Raw genomic sequence first — 16,990 nt, forward strand, 5'->3', positions numbered from 1 at the left:
ACTCGGGGAAACATCTGGAACCATGGAGGGTCCCAAAACCATGTCGCTGAAGAAGAGCCGGCGTCTGATCACGGCGGCGGCGGTCGCCGTCGGTGTTCTCGCGGTGGGTGGGGCCGCGCTGGTCTTCACCAACTCCGCGAGCGCGCAGGAGCCCACCGCCACGGTCTCGTTCGTCGACGGCAAGCTGAACTTCCAGGCGCTGCCGGGCCAGGTCAACAACCTGGTCGTGACCAAGGGTGAGACGTTCTACGAGGACGAGGGCCCCTACGGCAGTTCGGCGTACACCTACACGATCGACGACGACGTGGTCATCGAGGCGGTCGGCGACAGTGGTGTCTGCAAGCACCGGGAGGAGACCGACCGGACCCGCCTGGTCTGCTACTGGCGGATGCAGCACGGCAAGAACCCGGGCACGGTCACCGACTTCCGGCTCGGCGACCAGAACGACTCGGTGAAGTTCACGGTCAGCACCGACGACGCCTACCAGAACGACCTGTTCCACCTCGGCGCCGGTGACGACCAGTACGACAGCGCGGGCAGTGAGGACGGCAGCATCGTCCAGGGCGGGGCCGGCTCCGACACGATCAAGGGCGGCGTCCAGATCGGCGACCAGGCCCGTATCGAGGGCGGGTCGGGCAACGACTTCCTGTATGTGCGCGGCGAGGGTGGCCGGGCCTGGGGCAACGCCGGCTTCGACTTCCTGCGGGGCTACGGCAGCAAGCAGTACCTGTACGGCGGCGCCGGGATCGACACCCTCGAGGGCGGGCTCGGGAACGACGAGCTCCACGGCGGCCCGGACAAGGACCGGCTCAGCGGCCAGCGGGGCAACGACAAGCTCTGGGGCAACGGTGGCGACGACAGCCTGGCCGGTGGCCCGGGCGACGACACGCTGAACGGCGGCCTGGGCAAGGACAAGTTCTTCGACAAGGTGGGCAAGAACACGATCAAGCAGTAGTTCTCGCCGAATGGTGTGGCCCCCTGGTCGAAGGACCAGGGGGCCACAGCTGTTCTAGCGGCGGAGGACCCGGACCCCGCCGGCCGGGATCTTGGCGCTGTCCGAGACATTTTCACCGGTCAGCAGGTCGCTGCCGGCCACCGGCAGGTCGACCGGGGTGGCGGCGTGGTTGATCGCGAAAACGTACTCCGCGCCCTCGTTCCCGTGCCGGGACACCAGCTCCAGGTCCCAGGGCAGTTCGCGCTGCACCGAGACACCGGCCAGCTTCAGCACCGGGTCGAGCACGCCGGTCAGCGTCTCATGGTCCAGAACGGTCGAAACGTAGGTTGCGGTGCCGCTGCCCAGGGTGCGGCGGGTGACCGCGGCCTTCCCTGCGGCCGGGCCGTCCAGGTACTCCACCACCGTCTCGGCCTCGAGCGGGAGCAGGTCCTCGGTCCAGATGCTGCCCCTGAGGTCGCCGCTCAGCGTGACCTGGCCGTCGGCCGGCAGCGGCAGCACCTCTTCCACGCTGACCTGCAGCAGGTCTCGCACCGCGCCGTTCCAGCCGCCCTCGTGCACCGCGTCGTCCTGGTCGACCACGCCGGAGAACGGGCCGACCACCAGGTGCCCGCCGCCCTCCACGTAGGCCGTCAGGTTGGCCACCGCCTCGGCCGTGAGCAGGTACGAGGCCGGGGCGAGCACCACCTGGTAGGCGCTGAGGTCGGCCGTGGGGTGGGCGAAGTCGACCGTGACCTTGTCGCGCCAGAGCCGCTCGTAGTACTCGCGTACCTGCTGGCGTGGGAAAAGGTCCACGGTGGGCCGCCAGTCGAGGTCCTGGGCCCACAGCGACTCCCAGTCCCAGAGGATCGCGGCCTGGGCCTTCACCTGCGAACCCCGCACCGCGTCGAGGCCCTGGAGGTCGGCGCCGAGCTGGACGATCTCCTGGAACACCCGGCTGTTGGCGCCGGCGTGCGGAAGCATGGCCGAATGGAACTTCTCGGCGCCCCGCCGGGAGGCCCGCCACTGGAAGAACAGGATGGCGTCGGCCCCGCGGGCCAGGTGGCTCAGCGAGTTCCGGGCCATCTCGCCGGGCGCCTTGGCCAGGTTACGCGGCTGCCAGTTCACCGCCGAGGAGGAGTGCTCCATCAGGATCCACGGATGTCCGCCCGCCAGTGAGCGGGTCAGGTCGGCGTCCAGCGCCAGACCCACCTGGCTGCGCGGGTCGGCCGCGGTCAGGTAGTGGTCGTTGGCCACCACGTCGACCTCGCGCGACCACTTCCACAGGTCCATCGACGGGCAGTTGGTGGCCATGAAGTTGGTGGTCACCGGGATGCCGGGCGAGAGTTCGTGCAGCACGTCGCGCTCGCGGGTGAAGCAGCCCAGCAGTTCTTCGTTGGAGAACCGGGCGAAGTCCAGCCGGTGCGCCGGGTTCGAGGTGGTGGCCGATTGGGCCGGCACGCCCACCTGCGCCCACTCGCCGTAGGTCTGGCCCCAGAAGGCCGTGCCCCAGGCGTGGTTCAGCGCCTCCAGGGTCTGGTACCGGGCCTGCAGCCATTCACGGAAGGCGGCCGCGCTCACCTCGCAGTAGCACTCGGACACGGGCGCGCCGTACTCGTTGTGCACGTGCCAGAGCGAAAGGGCCGGGTGGTCGCCGTAACGACTGGCCAGCTCGGTGGTGATCCGCACCGCGGCCTCGGCGTACTCGGGGGACGAGGGGCAGCAGATGCCGCGGGAGGCGGTGGCCAGCACCGTGCCGTCGCGCATCACCGGGCGCACGTGCGGGTTCTGCTGCCAGAACCACTGCGGCGGAACGACGGTGGGAGTGCCCAGGTCGACCCGGATGCCGGCGCCGTGCAGGCCCTCGATCACCCGGTCGAGCCAGCCGAAGTCGAACTCGCCCGGCCGCGGTTCCAGCAGGCCCCAGGAGAAGATGCCGATGCTGACCAGGTTCACGCCCGCCCGGCGCATCAGCTCCAGGTCCTCGGCCCAGACCTCTTCCGGCCACTGCTCGGGGTTGTAGTCCCCGCCGAAACTCAGCGACCGCACCCCGGGCAGCCAGCCCTCCGTGAGCAGGCTCTGGTTGCTCATGAACTCACCCTCATTCGCAGACGACACGCGTCGACGTGCGGCGATGCAGGCCGTCGGGACTGTTCGTCGGCGCGTCGTCGCACGGCGCCGACCAGACCGGTCGACGAGACGTGTGTGCACGGTCCCATGAATTTGCGCTGAGGCAAAGCCCCAGGTGGTGAGCATGCGTGCGACCAATTCGTGATCTGACGAAACGTTGACACCGGCGTTTTTCAATGTCACGTTGTGACCGGTCACACGCGGCGCCGCACGACCGGCCGCCGCCCGCTTCAACGACGAAGCTGATGCTTCGCAAGGAGGACGTCATGCGGCGAACGCTGCGCGGCAGTCTGGTCACCCTCACCCTTTCCGCCCTGCTGCTGAGCGCCTGCGGCGGGTCCTCGGACTCCGACGCCGACAGTCAGACCGGTGACGCGCCCCGCAAGCCCGGCGAGAAGGTCGAGCTGAACTTCTGGTCGTGGGCGCCGGAGATGGACAAGACCGTCGAGGTCTTCAACCAGGCGCACCCCGACATCCACGTCACCGTCAACAAGCAGGACGGCGGCGACCCCGCGGTCACCAAGCTGCTCACCGCGATCAAGGCCGGCAGCGGCGCGCCCGACGTGATGCAGGCGGAGTACCAGGCCATCCCGACCATGGTGGGCGCCGGCGCCCTGGCCGACATCAAGGGCCAGCTGGGCGACGACGTGAAGGGTCACTTCGCCGAAGGCACCTGGAACGCGGTCACTCTGGGCACCGACGCGGTCTACGCGGTGCCCCAGGACGCCGCCCCGCTGATGTTCTACTACCGCGCCGACGTGTTCGAGAAGCTCGGCCTCGAGGTGCCCAAGACCTGGGACGAGTACGCCGAGGCGGCGCGGAAGATCAACGAGGACGACCCGAAGAAGTTCCTCGGTACCTTCTCGGCCAACGACGCCGGCCTGTTCGCCGGTCTCACCCAGCAGGCCGGGGCCAGCTGGTGGGGCATCGACGGTGACGCCTGGAGCGTCGCGATCGACTCCGAGCCCTCGAAGAAGGTCGCCCAGTACTGGGGCGGTCTGGTCGAGGAGGGCGTCATCGACAACACCCCGATGTACACCCCGGCCTGGAACGCCGCCCTGAACGACGGTTCTCAGGTGGGCTGGGTCAGTGCGGTCTGGGCGCCGGGCGTGCTGGCCGGCAACGCCGCCGACACCGAGGGCAAGTGGAAGGTCGCCCCGATCCCGCAGTGGAGCGCGGGCGAGAACGTCACCGGCGCCTGGGGCGGTTCGGCCACGGCGGTCACCTCCCAGTCCGAGAACAAGGCCGCTGCCGCCGAGTTCGCCACCTGGCTGAACACCAGCCCGGAGGGGGTCAAGGCGCTCGCCAGCATCAGCAACGTCTACCCGGCCGACACCGTCAACTCGGGCGCCGCGCTGACCGAGCCGCCGGCGTTCTTCAAGAGCCAGGCCGACTTCTACGACATCGCCGGTTCGGTGGCGGGCACCGTGAACAGCTTCACCTACGGCCCGAACACCAACGTCGCCTACAGCGCCTTCAACGACGCCTTCGGCAAGGCGGCCACCGCGAAGAAGGCCAGTTCCTTCGCCGAGGCGCTGACCACCATGCAGACCCAGACGCTGGACGACCTCAAGGCCAACGGGTTCAACGTCAAGTAAGAACCCGGTCGGCACAGTCCCGGGCCCGATGAGCAGGAGTCGACGATGACCAGCGTGACCAACGACCGCACGAGCGTGGTACCCGAACGGGTTCCCGACCCACCGCCCGGCCGGCGGCGGATCCGGGTCCCCCGGGCCCCGTACGTGTTCATGCTGCCCGCCGTCGCCCTGTTCGTGTTCTCGATCGCCGTCCCCATCCTGTACACGGCTTATCTCAGCCTGCGTACGGTGAAGGTCGAGGGTCTGGGACTCGGGCCCGGGGCCCGCACCGAGGTCTGGGGCGGGCTGTCCAACTACGGCCGCACCCTCTCCGACCCGGACTTCCTGTCCAGCGTGCTGCGGGTGCTCGGCTACGGCCTGGTCGTGATCCCGGTGATGCTCGGCCTGGCCCTGCTCTTCGCCCTGCTGCTGGACTCGGTGCGGGTGCGGGCCCGGCGCTTCGCCCGCCTGGTCATCTTCATGCCCTACGCGGTTCCCGCGGTGATCTCCTCGCTGCTGTGGGGCTTCCTCTACCTGCCGGCGGTCAGCCCCTTCAACTACGCCGCCGAGCAGGTGGGGGTCACCCTGCCCGAGCCGATGGCGCCCGGCCTGGTGCTGTTCGCGATCGCCAACATCGCGGTCTGGGGCGGCGTCGGCTTCAACATGATCGTGCTCTACACCGCACTGCGCTCGATCCCCTCCGAGCTGTACGAGGCGGCCCGGATCGACGGCTGTTCCGAGCTGCAGATCGCCTGGCGGATCAAGGTCCCGATCATCGTCCCCTCGCTGATCATGACCTCGGTCTTCGGGATGATCACCACCCTGCAGGTGTTCGCCGAGCCCACCGTGCTGCGCCCGCTGACCAACAACATCTCCACCAGCTGGAGCCCGTTGATGATGATCTACCGGGACGCGTTCACCCGTAACGACATCTACGCCGCCTCGGCCACCTCGGTGGTGCTCGCCGTGGCCACGTTCGTGCTGTCCTTCGGCTTCCTGCGCCTGGTGCAGAAGCGAGCCTTCGCCCAGGAGGAGAACCGATGAGCACCGTCACCCTGGCGGGTACCCCGAAACCCCGTACCGCCCAGCAGAGGCCGAGCGTGTTCGGCACCGGCATCCTGGTGGTCGGCGCGATCTACTGCCTGATCCCGGTGGTCTGGGTGCTGATGGCCTCCAGCAAGGCCTCCAACGAGCTGTTCTCCACCTTCACCTACGCCCCCGGCGGCAGCCTGTTCAGCAACATCGCCGACCTGACGGCCTACCGCGACGGGCTGTTCTGGCGCTGGATGGCCAACACCGCGCTGTACGCCGGGGTCGGGGCCGCGCTCTCCACCCTGGTCTCGGCGATGGCCGGCTACGCGATGGCCAAGTACCGCTTCCCCGGCCGCGCCGCCCTGTTCAACATCCTGCTGGCCGGCGTGCTGGTGCCCGGCGTGATCCTGGCCGTGCCGCAGTACCTGCTGTTCGCGAAACTCGGCCTGACGAACACCTACTGGGCCGTCCTGCTGCCCAGCATCATCAGCCCCTACGGCATCTACCTGGCGCGGATCTACGTCTCCGCCGCGGTGCCGGACGAGGTGATCGAGGCGGCCCGCACCGACGGCGCCAAGGACTGGCGGGTGTTCCGCTCGGTGGTGCTCCCGATGATGGTGCCCGGCCTGGTCACGGTGTTCCTGTTCCAGTTCGTGGCGATCTGGAACAACTTCCTGCTGCCCTACGTGATGCTCGGCGACGACAAGCTGTTCCCGGTCACCGTGGGCCTGTCCGGTCTGCTCAACCAGGGGGCCCAGCAGCCGGCCATGTACGCGCTGGTGATCCCGGGAGCGCTGCTGTCGATCCTGCCCCTGCTGGCGCTGTTCCTGTTGCTGCAGCGGTTCTGGCAGGTCGATCTGGCCGCCGGCGCCGTGAAGAGCTGAAGTAGCCTTCCGACGTGCAGCTCAGACCGGGCGACAAGCGCCCCACCATCCGCGACGTGGCCAGCGTCGCGGGGGTTTCCCGAGGCACCGTCTCGCGGTTCCTCAACGGGGGCGAGCGGGTCAGCCCGGAGGCGATGGACGCGGTGGCCCGGGCGATCGCCGAGACCGGGTACACCGCCAACCACGCCGCCCGGACCCTCGCCCTGGGCCGCTCCAACACGGTCGCCTTCCTGCTCAGCGAGCCCCAGCACATCCTGTTCGAGGACCCGACGTTCGCCCGCCTGATGAGCGGCTGCACCCGGGCCCTGGCCGAGCACGGCATCCTGCTCACCCTGGTCACCGCGGGCACCCCGGCCGACCGGGAGCGGGCGGTCGGCTACGTCTCGGCCCGGCACGTCGACGGGGTGCTGCTGGTCTCCAGCCACGCCGTCGACCCGGTGGCCGAGGAGCTCCTGGCCACCGGGGTACCGACGGTGGTGTGCGGGCGGTTCCCCGGCCTGGAGTCGCGGATCAGCATGGTCGGCGCCGACGACCTCGACGGTGGCCGGCAGATGACCAGCCACCTGATCGCCCGCGGCGCCCGCACCATCGCGCACATCACCGGGCAGATGGACACCCCCGGTGGGTTCCAGCGGCTGGAGGGCTACAAGCAGGCCCTGGTGGCGGCCGGGCTGCCGGTCCGCCCGGAACTCATCGTGCACGGCGACTACTCGCGGCTCAGCGGTGAGGCCGGGATGCGGGCCCTGCTGGAGCGGGTGCCCGATCTGGACGGGGTGTTCGTGGCCTCCGACCTGATGGCCGCCGGAGCCTGTGCGGCGCTGCGTGAGGCGGGCCGGCGCATCCCGCAGGACGTACGGGTGGGCGGTTTCGACGACGCCGGCGTGGCCGAGCACCTCGACCCGGGCCTGACCACCATGCGCCAGCCGTTCGAGCGGATCAGCCGGGAGATGGTGCGTCTGCTGCTGGGCCGGATCGAGGGCGAGGGAGCCGCCTCGATGTTCCTGCCCTCTACGCTGATCCAGCGCTCCTCCACCTGACTTCACCTGAACTCCCTGAGAACCGAGACTGCTGAACCGATGAGCACCACCCCGGGCCGGGCCCGCTTCGCCGTGGCCGTCCTCTTCTTCACCAACGGCGGGCTCTTCGCCAACCTGCTGCCGCGCTACCCCGAGATCAAGGAGGGGCTGGACCTTTCCAACGCGGCGTTCGGCAGCGCGGTGGCCGCCTACCCGCTGGGCGCGCTGGTGGCCGGGCTGAGTGCGGGTGTGCTGATCCAGCGGTTCCGCTCGTCCCGAGTCGCTATCGCGGCCACCCTGCTGGCCGCCGTCGGTTTCGTCGGGGCCGGGCTGGCTCCGGCCTGGGCCGCCCTGGCCGCCGCGCTGTTCCTGGCCGGGGCGATGGACTCGATCACCGATGTTGCCCAGAACTCGCACGGCCTGCGGGTTCAGCGCCTCTACGGGCGGTCCATCCTCAACTCCTTCCACGCGGTCTGGAGCGCAGGCGCGGTGCTGGGCGGTGCGATGGGCGCGGGACTGGCCGCTCTCGGCGTGCCGGTGACCACTCACATGGTCATCTCCGCGGTGGTGTTCGGTGCTCTGTCGGCCTCCTCCTACCGCTGGCTCCTTCCCGGGCCGGAACCGCGGGAGCAGGCGGAGGCCGTCGAGCCGGGCAGCGTGGTCAGGGGTGCCTGGACCCTGGCCCGGGTCGGAGTGCTGCTGGCACTGGTGACGATCGCGGCCGGGGGAGCGGTGGCCGAGGACTCGGGAGCCTCGTGGGCGGCCATCTACCTGTCCGACTCGCTCGGCGCCACCACCTTCGTCGCCGGCCTGGGCTTCATCGCCCTCCAGGGCCTGCAGTTCGTCGGCCGGATGCTCGGCGACCCGCTGGTCGACCGCTTCGGCCAGCGCCAGGTGGCCCGCGCCGGTGGGCTGATCGTCACCCTGGGCATGGGCGCGGCCCTGCTGGTGCCCACGATCCCCGGCACCATCGCCGGTTTCGGCCTGGCCGGTCTGGGCATCGCCACGCTGATCCCGGCGGCCATGCACGGCGCCGACGAGATCCCCGGCCTGCCGCCAGGAGTCGGCCTGACCGTGGTGAGCTGGCTGCTGCGGGTGGGCTTCCTGGTCGCGCCTCCGGTGGTCGGCGCGGTCGCCGACGCCACCTCGCTCCGTGTGGGGCTGATCGTGGTGCCCATCGCCGGGCTGCTTGTGATCGCCTTTTCTGGAGTGCTTTCCAGCTCCACTCAGGAGCGGACCTCCGACTCCACCGCCCAGCAGAGCGCGTAGCCCACGCAGACCACCGCGTGCAGCACCCACTGCCACAGCAGCAGCCCGGTGATCACGCCGATGATCCCCAGCCCGCCGAACGGCCGCCCGAGATCGACCGGCAGGGCCAGGAACAGGGTGAAGCCCTGCAGGAAGCCGGAGAGGAAGGCGGCCGTGACGACGGCCGAGATCCAGGCCGCCCGCCAGCTCGGCCGGCCCGGTGCGATCACCCGGTACATCCAGGCCAGCGGCGCCCAGAGGATCACCCAGATCAGGTTCAGGCTGAGGTACGAGGCGGCCAGGGCGCCGGCCACGCCGTTCTGGTTCACCAGGTGCTCCACCGTCGGGCTGATCATCAGCAGGGCCACCAGCATCAGCGGCGCCAGGCCGACCAGCGGCAGGGTGAGCAACCGGGCCCGCAGCGAGGGCGGGGGAGCGGCCCGGTGCTTCTCCGGCACCAGCCGGACCAGCGCCTTGCTCAGCCCGCGGCCGTAGGCCGAGGCCATGAACACTGCGAACAGCACCGGCAGCAGCGACAGGGACAGGCCCGCCCCGAACAGCGCGTCCACCCAGCCGTCAGCGCCCTGCTCGTCCGGGATGGCGGCGGCCAGGCTGGCCCCGTAGTCGGCGATCCGCTCGCGGCCGAACATCAGCCCGGCCGCGGCGATCGCCACCAGGAAGGCGGGGATCGCGGCCAGGGTGCCGTACAGCGCGGCCCCGGCCGACAGTAGGGCCGTGTCCGTCTTCACCAGCCCGGCCCGGGTTCCCGACAGCACTCTGGTCACGGCTGACCGGGTCCGCGACCACCTGTTCTGCACCCGCACAGCATCACCTACCCGCTCAAGATCGGCAGCTCAGCCCCGTCGCGGGTCGGCGATCTCCCAGGTGATCGTGGGCGCCGGGCCGGTCCCCGGCCCGAGCGCGGCCTGCGCGCACAGCCGGCCCTGCTCACGCAGCGGGTTGGTGACCGACACGATGCCCGCCTCGAGAGCTTTTACGGACGCGTCCCAGCCAGTGACGACGGCGTCGTCACCGGCCGCTTCCCGGGCTCCCAGAGCCAGTTCGTCACTCATCGCGAGAATGACCGGAGACGAGCCGGAAAGCCGCTCGAGGACGTCCTCAATCGCGTTCCGGCCCTGAAGGCGGTGGTTCTGGGCGACCACGGCGACCAGGGTGTCGGACCAGCGCTCGCCGAGTGCGTCGCGATACCCGGCGAGCCGGTTGCGGGTGACCGGAAAAGGGATGTCCGACGGTAGTTCCCGGGCCGGGACCAAGGACGGCTCGCGGGTGCGGTCGAGCGGGAAACTGAGAACGACGGGAGTGCGCCCGTCTTCCAGTACGGCTCCGGCCAGGGCGGCCGCCGCCTGCCGGTCGTCGGGCGAGACGGCCGTGATGCCAGGGTGTTCCGGCCCACCCTGGATCGCCGCGGGACGGCCGCTGCCGGCCACCGCGGGCAGCACCGGGTCGTCGTCGCTCGTGGTCCACAGCACATACGCGTCGACCGCGGCGGCGAGAACCCGGTCCACGTCGCCGGCATCGCCGCGGGTGGGGATCAGCACCATGCCCAGCCCCTCCTCGACGCACACCTCGGCCACCCCGGCCAGGAACTGTGCGGCCTGCGAATCGTCGAAGGCGTAGGAGAGGTGCTCGCCGAGAACCACCCCGAGCTGGCCGGTGCGGCCCGAGCGCAGGGCCCGGGCGGTGCTGTCGGGGCGCCGGTAGCCGAGCCTCTCGGCAGCCTCGAGCACCCGGTGCCGGGTGGCCTCGGCCACCCGCGAGGGCTGGTTGAAGGTGTACGACACGGTCATCACGCCCACCCCGGCCGCGGCGGCCACGTCCTTGACGGTGGGGCGTCGGCTCCCGGTCCCGGGTCGCCCGGATTGGCCTGGCACGACCCCACCCTAGCTGTGTAACGTTACACAGATGAACTCGTCGCGACCGCACCCCAGCGCTCTCGCCGCGTACGCAGCCTTCGCCGGGATGGGCGTCTTCTGGGGCACCTGGGGCGCCGCCCTGCCCGCCCTGCGCACCCAGGCCGGGCTGACGGAGGGGCAGTTGGGCCGATCCCTGCTCTTCGTCGGCGTCGGTGCCCTCCCGGCCATGTTCCTCACCGGCCGGCTCACCGATCGTCTGGGCCTGCGCCTCACCGCCGTGCTGCTCGGCCTGCTGGGGGCCAGTGGTGTGGTGGTCGCGCTGGCGGCACAGGGGTTCGCCTGGGTCGTCGCCGGGATGCTGCTGGTGGGAGCCACCTCGGGGGCGACCGACGTGGCCATCAACACCCTGGCCGGCCAGGTCGAGCACCGCACGGCCCGCCCCCTGGTCACCCGCGCCCACGGAACCTTCTCGCTGGCGGTGGTCGGGTCCAGCCTCAGCGCCGGGGCCCTGCTCGGCGGCCCGGGCCTGACTGGCACGTTCACCGTCGCCCTGCTGGCCATCCTGCTGTTCAGCGCTCTGGTCTGGCGGGGCACCTCGTTCACCGGCGTCACCCCTGGGCCCGCACCGCGCCCTTCGTCTTCCCCGGGCCTGACCGCCCCCCTGCTCGCCCTCGGCCTGATCGGCGCCCTCGCCTACGCCACCGAGAACGCCCACCAGAGCTGGGGCGCCGTGTTCATCACCGAGTCGTTCGCTGCCTCACCCCAGCTTGCCGCCACCGCGCCGGCCACCTTCGCCGCCGCCGCAGCCCTGGCCCGCCTCATCCTGGCCCCGCTGTCCCGCAGCCATCCGGTGCAGCTCCTGATCGCCGGGGGAGCCGCAGCCACCGTGGGCACCGTCGTGCTCGCCACCGCCCCCAATGTGCCCGTGGCGCTGCTGGGCCTGGCCGTCGCCGCCCTGGGCACCGCAACCCTCTTCCCCACCCTGATCAGCTACGGCCTGCGCACCGTCGACCCCGCCCGCCGCGGGCGCGCCACCTCGGCCGTGGCCACCACCGCCTACCTGGGCTTCCTGCTCGGCCCCGGCTACGTGGGCCTGCTCGCCGACGCCTCCGGCCTGCGCACCGCCCTGCTCGGCATCGCCGCCCTGGCCCTGATCTTCACCGCGCTCGCCGCCCCCGCGAGCCGTTGGGCCGGTGCCCGGCCCGGTGCGGCGCCCTAGGCAAAGGGGTCACTGTCGTCTCGGGGATCCCGCTGCGCGACGATGCCCTGGCGCAGCAGTTGCAGATCGCGGCCTGCGGTGTACACCCGGTTTCGCCGTTCTCCCGTTGCCACCAGTAGTTCCGCGTCGACCATCGACTTCAGGTCACGGCTGGCGGTCTGGAAACTGATCTCGTCTTCGCCGCTGTCGCGCAGGCTGCTGCGGTAGGTGGCATTGCGTACCCGGAGCCCGGATGCCGCATCGAAGAGCGCGGTAAGGCAGCGGTCGGGCAGTTTGTGTTGAGCAGCAAGGGTTTCCATTCCGATCCACAACTTGGCGCTTTCATCTACGCGTCGCAGCATCGTGGCCGCCTGGCGCAGATGCGCCAGCAGGGCGAACCGGATCCACGGGCGGGCATCGGCCTCCGGTGACCACCGCCCCTGGCCCACCCGGGCCAGCACCTCGTAGTAGTCCTGGGTGTTCTTGCCCAGGTATTCCTCGATGCTCAGGAAGACCGGGCTCAGCAGGCCGCTGCGGGCCAGGACCAGACTCTGCAGGCACCGGGCCATGCGCCCGTTGCCGTCCTTGAACGGGTGCACCATCACCAGATTGAGATGGGCCATCGCGCCGTACAGCAGGGCGTGCCCGGCGTCTGCGGACCGTTCCTCGTTCAGTCGCGTGACCAGAGCGCGCATCAGAGCCGGTACGTCGGCCGGGTCGGCGCCCTCGTAGACGATCTGGCCGGTGTCCTCCTTCTGTACGTACACCTGACCGGTGCGCCACAGACCGGGCCGGTTGGCGAGGCTGTAGCTGGTCATCATGAAGTGCAGCGACTTGATCAGCTGGGTGGAGTGCTCGAACTCCTCGTCCTGGCGCAGTTGCAGGACATGAGTCATCGCATCCCGGTGGCCGGCCAGCGCTCGTTGTGTCTCTTCGCCCACGTCGAGAGGATCCTCGCCCAGGGCCACTGCCGCTGCGTCGTCAAGGCGGGCGTCGTAGCCCTCGATGCTGTTGGAACCCTGGATGGCCCGAGCAAGCGACAGCCGCCGGAGAGAACCGCTCCAGCGGCGGGGCTCATGGAGCTGCCACCGAAGTCGCTCCCGCAACTCGTCGATGCGGTTCAGTACGTCCAGTTCGACCCGTTCGGGTTCGGGACAGGCGATGAGCATGGCCAGACCAGTCATGAGTTAATGATGGATATCAACTGTCGTCTCGACAGTAAATATCCATCATTGCCTCATGCCGGGCCGGGGAGCGGTGCGCGCCCGGCTCCGAGGAGGCGCCCGAAGGGCCGCGGACCGGACGCGCACCTGCACCACGCCCGCGACGGAGGGAATGTCGGCGGGGTGGTGCCTTCCGACCGCGGCGCCGTTGGTGGGCGGCGCGCGCGGTGGGTCTGGAGCGTGCCCGCCGATCCCCTGCCTGTGTCAGGCGCCCCGTTGTGGGGATCGGCGGGTCACGTCACCCGTTCCTCCAGTTAGCCCGCTCCGGCGGCGGATTCCCATTGGTACGAAGCGGACATCGGCCTTGTCTTCTTGATCCGGGCGTCGTCGCGGATCAACGGTGAGTCATGAGTGCAGGTCGGTGGCCCGGTGAGGCCCGAGCGAAAAAAGTTTTCGCTGCGGGGGCAACCTTTCGGGCCCGGCGACGGACTTAGGGGGCGTCAGAAGCGCGGGGCGCCGGTGGTGCCCGATGGTCTCCCAGCCCGTTCAGGGCGGGCCGGGAAACCGTTCGGGCCTGTTCAGGGCAGGCCCGCCGAGCGACGCCGGTCGGGACCGTTCAGGGCGGACCCGGCCGGCTCACCGGCCCCGCGCGGCGAATCCTCCGTGAGGACTCCCGAGGTCACTTGACGGCCTCGGGCCCTCGCGGTCCTCTGCCCGGAAAGGTAACCGCATGAAAAGCCCCACGCGCGGTGGTCTGAAGCGTACGTTCACCGGCCGTCGCCGCCTCTGGAGCGGTCTGATCGCCGGTGTCGCGCTGGCCGCGGTGGCCGGTTCGGTCGCCACTGCCGCCAACTCGACGTCCTCGTCCTCGTCGGCCACGGTGAAGAGCGCGGCCGCGGCCGCGACGCCGAAGGCGCTGAGCACGACCTGGCCGACGCCCACCGGCACCACCAACCTGACCAAGACGCAGCCCGTCAGTGGCACTTTCGACGGTAAGGGCAAGCGGTTCCAGGGCTGGGGCGGCGACCAGGGCGAGAGCCAGGACCCGCTGTTCAAGGTGGCCGACGGCGGCACGGTGAAGAACGTCATCATCGGTGCCAAGGCCGGCGACGGCATCCACTGCGAGGGCACCTGCACGCTGTCCAACGTGTGGTGGGAGGACGTGGGCGAGGACGCCGCCACCCAGAAGGGCAAGAAGTCCGGTCAGGTCATGACCATCACCGGTGGTGGCGCGAAGAAGGCCAGCGACAAGGTCTTCCAGCACAACGGCACCGGCAAGCTGGTGATCAAGGACTTCGTGGTCCAGGACTTCGGCAAGCTGTACCGCTCCTGCGGCAACTGCTCGACCCAGTACCAGCGCTCGGTCGAGCTGGACAACATCCTGGTGGTGGAGCCCGGCAAGTCGCTGGTCGGGATCAACACCAACTACAAGGACACGGCCACGTTCAAGAACGTGCGCCTGTACGACAAGAACAAGAAGATCTCGATCTGCGACAAGTTCACCGGCAACAGCAGTGGCAAGGAGCCGAAGAAGACCGGCTCCGGGGCCGACGGTACGTACTGCAAGTACTCGTCCTCGGACATCACCTACAAGTAGGTCTTCCGGCGTCAAGGCCGGTCCCGCCCTCTATCCGGGGGCTGGACCGGCCTTTCGCGGTTGCGGGCCGGCGGCGCCGAGCAGCCGGTGCCCGAGTTCGCGGGCCCGGTCGGCCAGACCGGGCGGCTCCAGGACCTCGAAGGCGTGGCCGAGCAGCAGCACGTGCGCCAGCACGGTGTCGAGATGGGCTGCGCCGCTGGACACCTCGCAGCTGGATGCGTCGATCTCCACCACCGCGGCGGTGGAGGGCGGGATCTGATTGCGGACGACGGTGGCGGGGGAGTGCACTCGGAACCTCGCCTGCTGGGGGTAGACCCTTGTGGTCACTGCCTCCTGGACGTAGCGCGCGGCATCGGGTGCCGGGCGCGGGGTGAAACGCCAGGTGCGGGCGTGCACCTCGGACATGCGGTCGAGCCGGAAGGTGCGCCAGTCGTCGCGGTCGAGGTCGAAGGCGAACAGGTACCAGCGCCGGTCGGAGGCCACCAGGCGGTACGGCTCCACCCGCCGCTGCTGCGACACCGGCTCGGGAGCGCCGGTGCGGTAGCCGAATCCGGCCTCGACCTGGTCGCGGCAGGCCCGGGCCAGGGTCAGCAGCGCCTCCGGATCGAGCGGGGTCCGGCCGCCGCCGAACGACTCGACCGCCTCGGAAAGGGCGCGCACCTCCTGGCGCAGCCGGGCGGGCAGCACCTGGTCGAGCTTGCTCAGGGCGCGCAGGGTGGCGTCGGTCGCGTCCGGATTGGCCTGCGCGGTGGACGACGGCCCGCCGATCCAGCCGGCCCCGGCCAGCAGGGCCACCGCCGTGGCGATCGCCTCTTCGTCGTCGAGCAGGAGCGGCGGCAGTTCCTGACCGGGCCCCAGCCGGTAGCCGCCACCGGCCCCCGGGCCGGCCTGCACCGGATAGCCCAGAGCCCTCAGCCGGTCCACGTCGCGCCGCACCGTGCGCGGCGTCACCGCCAGGCGCTCGGCCAACTCGGGGCCCGTCCACACCTGGCGCTGCTGCAGCAGGCCGAGCAGCGTCAGCACCCGCTCGGTCGTCCGCAGATCCTGACCACCACCCTGGCCGACGTGGGCGCCCGAGGCGCTACCGACGTCCTCAATCGGTGCCCTACTGGACGCTGTGCCCGAGTGCGGCCGGTCGTTCGGCATCGATGCACCTAGCCCTTCTGGTCGGCCGACTTCACCCCCACTCTCGCATCCATTGCGGACCGACCCTGTCCGCATAGCCTGGCAGGCTGCCTCTCATGGACACACTGAACTGGAACGAAGTCCTGATCGAGCAGTGGGAACACCACTGGAACACCCAATTGCGAGACCGGCTGGAGGGTTTGGCCGACGAGGAGTATTTCTGGGCCCCGGTCGCGGACGCCTGGAACGTCCGGGTCCGCAGTGATCTGACCACGCAGTTCGGGACCGGCGCGCACACCATCGACTTCGCCTTCCCGCAGCCCGAACCCGCCCCCTTCACCACGATCGCCTGGCGGCTGGGGCACGTGATCGTAGGGGTGCTGGCGATGCGCAATGCCGCTCATTTCGGTTTCGAGGCAGCCGATTATGAGACCTGGGAGTACGCCGGAGACGCCAGAACGGCTCTGACGCAACTGGAAACGCAGCTCGACCGCTGGCTGACCGGTCTGAAGGGGCTCAGTGAAGCCGATCTGGCGGTTCCGGTGGGCCCGAAGGAACCCGCCTATCCCGACCGGCCGATGGCCGACCTGGTGCTGCACATCAACCGGGAACTGATCCATCATCTGTCCGAGGTCTGCCTGCTGCGGGACCTCTACGTGCACACCCGACCCGAGAACGGAGCCTCGCGATGAGCCGCGGATTCCAGGTCACGATCGACGCCCACGACCCGGCCGGGCTCTCCCGGTTCTGGTCCGAGGTGCTCGGCTACGTCATCCCCGGCCCGCCCGGAGTCGCGCCGGCCGAGGGGGCCGACCCGCTCGAGGCCTGGCAGGAGTTCCTGGCCGGCATCGGGGTGCCGGCGGATCAGCGCAACACCCGCTCGGCCGTGGAGGACCCGCAGGGCCAGGGGCCGCGGGTGTTCTTCCAGCAGGTGCCCGAGAGCAAGACGGTCAAGAACCGGGTGCACCTGGACGTGCGGGTGGCGCCCGAACTGCGGGGGGAGGAACGGATGGCCGCGCTCGAGAAGGAGTGCGACCGGCTCAGCGGCCTGGGCGCGCGCCGGGTGCAGCGGGTGGAGCCGGAACCGCCGATGGGCTTCGGGCACATCGTGATGGCCGACCCGGAGGGCAACGAGTTCTGCCTCGACTGAGGTGTTCGAGAGGCGCAGAACGGGACAAGACCGCAGGATGGGCGCGGAGCGGGCACGACCGCTCC

15 protein-coding genes are annotated in these 16,990 nt (G+C 70.2%); 10 read left to right on the forward strand and 5 right to left on the reverse strand.

What is annotated here, in order from left to right:
• The first annotated feature begins 22 nt into the window (after positions 1-22).
• The gene (locus QSK18_RS14515) at positions 23-955 is read left to right on the forward strand and encodes a calcium-binding protein (RefSeq protein WP_269810306.1); all 933 of its coding nucleotides are present in this window, start codon (positions 23-25) and stop codon (positions 953-955) included.
• A gap of 54 nt (positions 956-1,009) precedes the next feature.
• Here QSK18_RS14515 and QSK18_RS14520 read toward each other — a convergent pair whose 3' ends face one another.
• Positions 1,010-3,022: a beta-galactosidase gene (locus tag QSK18_RS14520; RefSeq protein ID WP_285619547.1), complete on the reverse strand. Its 2,013-nt coding sequence runs from the start codon at positions 3,020-3,022 to the stop codon at positions 1,010-1,012.
• Between the two features lie 305 nt (positions 3,023-3,327).
• Between QSK18_RS14520 and QSK18_RS14525 the strand changes: the two genes are divergently transcribed.
• Genes QSK18_RS14525 through QSK18_RS14545 form a run of 5 tightly spaced genes read left to right on the forward strand, consistent with a single transcriptional unit; the run spans position 3,328 to position 8,839 of the window.
• Positions 3,328-4,659, forward strand: a complete 1,332-nt coding sequence (locus QSK18_RS14525; protein WP_232811831.1) for an ABC transporter substrate-binding protein — start codon at positions 3,328-3,330, stop codon at positions 4,657-4,659.
• Positions 4,660-4,704: 45 nt separating this feature from the next.
• Positions 4,705-5,682 (forward strand): carbohydrate ABC transporter permease, encoded by a 978-nt coding sequence (locus tag QSK18_RS14530; RefSeq protein WP_285619549.1) that lies wholly within the window; start codon positions 4,705-4,707, stop codon positions 5,680-5,682.
• On the forward strand, positions 5,679-6,554 hold the full coding sequence (locus QSK18_RS14535; protein WP_232811829.1) for a carbohydrate ABC transporter permease: 876 nt from the start codon (positions 5,679-5,681) through the stop codon (positions 6,552-6,554). Before QSK18_RS14530 ends, QSK18_RS14535 begins: the two co-directional genes overlap by 4 nt.
• A 14-nt stretch (positions 6,555-6,568) precedes the next feature.
• Positions 6,569-7,591 (forward strand): LacI family DNA-binding transcriptional regulator, encoded by a 1,023-nt coding sequence (locus QSK18_RS14540; protein WP_285619551.1) that lies wholly within the window; start codon positions 6,569-6,571, stop codon positions 7,589-7,591.
• Between the two features lie 39 nt (positions 7,592-7,630).
• A complete protein-coding gene (locus QSK18_RS14545; protein ID WP_285619553.1) occupies positions 7,631-8,839 on the forward strand; it encodes an MFS transporter in 1,209 nt (402 codons plus the stop codon).
• On the opposite strand, the gene QSK18_RS14550 is transcribed toward QSK18_RS14545, so the two are convergent.
• Both QSK18_RS14550 and QSK18_RS14555 read right to left on the reverse strand, forming a co-directional pair.
• Entirely contained in the window at positions 8,797-9,603 is an 807-nt protein-coding gene (locus QSK18_RS14550; protein ID WP_232811826.1) for a YihY/virulence factor BrkB family protein, read from the reverse strand. The two genes, QSK18_RS14545 and QSK18_RS14550, sit on opposite strands and share 43 nt — an antisense overlap.
• 69 nt (positions 9,604-9,672) lie before the next feature.
• Positions 9,673-10,653: a LacI family DNA-binding transcriptional regulator gene (locus QSK18_RS14555; RefSeq protein ID WP_285619556.1), complete on the reverse strand. Its 981-nt coding sequence runs from the start codon at positions 10,651-10,653 to the stop codon at positions 9,673-9,675.
• An 88-nt stretch (positions 10,654-10,741) separates the two neighbouring features.
• Here QSK18_RS14555 and QSK18_RS14560 point away from each other — a divergent pair, with 88 nt between their 5' ends.
• Entirely contained in the window at positions 10,742-11,911 is a 1,170-nt protein-coding gene (locus QSK18_RS14560; protein WP_232811824.1) for an MFS transporter, read from the forward strand.
• On the opposite strand, the gene QSK18_RS14565 is transcribed toward QSK18_RS14560, so the two are convergent.
• Entirely contained in the window at positions 11,908-13,074 is a 1,167-nt protein-coding gene (locus tag QSK18_RS14565) for a Fic family protein (RefSeq protein ID WP_285619559.1), read from the reverse strand. The genes QSK18_RS14560 and QSK18_RS14565 overlap by 4 nt on opposite strands.
• A 709-nt stretch (positions 13,075-13,783) precedes the next feature.
• On the opposite strand from QSK18_RS14565, the gene QSK18_RS14570 reads away from it, so the two are divergent.
• Positions 13,784-14,650: a pectate lyase gene (locus QSK18_RS14570; RefSeq protein WP_232811823.1), complete on the forward strand. Its 867-nt coding sequence runs from the start codon at positions 13,784-13,786 to the stop codon at positions 14,648-14,650.
• 30 nt (positions 14,651-14,680) lie between these two features.
• Here the strand turns inward: QSK18_RS14570 and QSK18_RS14575 are convergent, their stop codons facing one another.
• Positions 14,681-15,796, reverse strand: coding sequence for a helix-turn-helix transcriptional regulator (locus QSK18_RS14575; protein ID WP_285619562.1), 1,116 nt, complete (start codon positions 15,794-15,796; stop codon positions 14,681-14,683).
• Positions 15,797-15,891: 95 nt separating this feature from the next.
• Between QSK18_RS14575 and QSK18_RS14580 the strand changes: the two genes are divergently transcribed.
• Together QSK18_RS14580 and QSK18_RS14585 are read left to right on the forward strand one after the other, a co-directional pair.
• Entirely contained in the window at positions 15,892-16,467 is a 576-nt protein-coding gene (locus QSK18_RS14580) for a DinB family protein (RefSeq protein ID WP_285619563.1), read from the forward strand.
• Positions 16,464-16,925: a VOC family protein gene (locus QSK18_RS14585; RefSeq protein WP_232811820.1), complete on the forward strand. Its 462-nt coding sequence runs from the start codon at positions 16,464-16,466 to the stop codon at positions 16,923-16,925. The genes QSK18_RS14580 and QSK18_RS14585 overlap by 4 nt, the downstream gene beginning before the upstream one ends.
• Positions 16,926-16,990 lie beyond the last annotated feature (65 nt).

It is taken from the genome of Kineosporia sp. NBRC 101677 (assembly GCF_030269265.1).
Lineage (GTDB): Bacteria > Actinomycetota > Actinomycetes > Actinomycetales > Kineosporiaceae > Kineosporia > Kineosporia rhizophila.

Coding starts and splice junctions, on each gene's coding strand:
- QSK18_RS14525 (WP_232811831.1), top strand. CDS start 3,328: ATGCGGCGAACGCTGCGCGGCAGTCTGGTCACCCTCACCCTTTCCGCC.
- QSK18_RS14530 (WP_285619549.1), top strand. CDS start 4,705: ATGACCAGCGTGACCAACGACCGCACGAGCGTGGTACCCGAACGGGTT.
- QSK18_RS14570 (WP_232811823.1), top strand. CDS start 13,784: ATGAAAAGCCCCACGCGCGGTGGTCTGAAGCGTACGTTCACCGGCCGT.
- QSK18_RS14535 (WP_232811829.1), top strand. CDS start 5,679: ATGAGCACCGTCACCCTGGCGGGTACCCCGAAACCCCGTACCGCCCAG.
- QSK18_RS14565 (WP_285619559.1), bottom strand. CDS start 13,074: ATGACTGGTCTGGCCATGCTCATCGCCTGTCCCGAACCCGAACGGGTC.
- QSK18_RS14580 (WP_285619563.1), top strand. CDS start 15,892: ATGGACACACTGAACTGGAACGAAGTCCTGATCGAGCAGTGGGAACAC.
- QSK18_RS14515 (WP_269810306.1), top strand. CDS start 23: ATGGAGGGTCCCAAAACCATGTCGCTGAAGAAGAGCCGGCGTCTGATC.
- QSK18_RS14520 (WP_285619547.1), bottom strand. CDS start 3,022: ATGAGCAACCAGAGCCTGCTCACGGAGGGCTGGCTGCCCGGGGTGCGG.
- QSK18_RS14575 (WP_285619562.1), bottom strand. CDS start 15,796: ATGCCGAACGACCGGCCGCACTCGGGCACAGCGTCCAGTAGGGCACCG.
- QSK18_RS14585 (WP_232811820.1), top strand. CDS start 16,464: ATGAGCCGCGGATTCCAGGTCACGATCGACGCCCACGACCCGGCCGGG.
- QSK18_RS14560 (WP_232811824.1), top strand. CDS start 10,742: ATGAACTCGTCGCGACCGCACCCCAGCGCTCTCGCCGCGTACGCAGCC.
- QSK18_RS14545 (WP_285619553.1), top strand. CDS start 7,631: ATGAGCACCACCCCGGGCCGGGCCCGCTTCGCCGTGGCCGTCCTCTTC.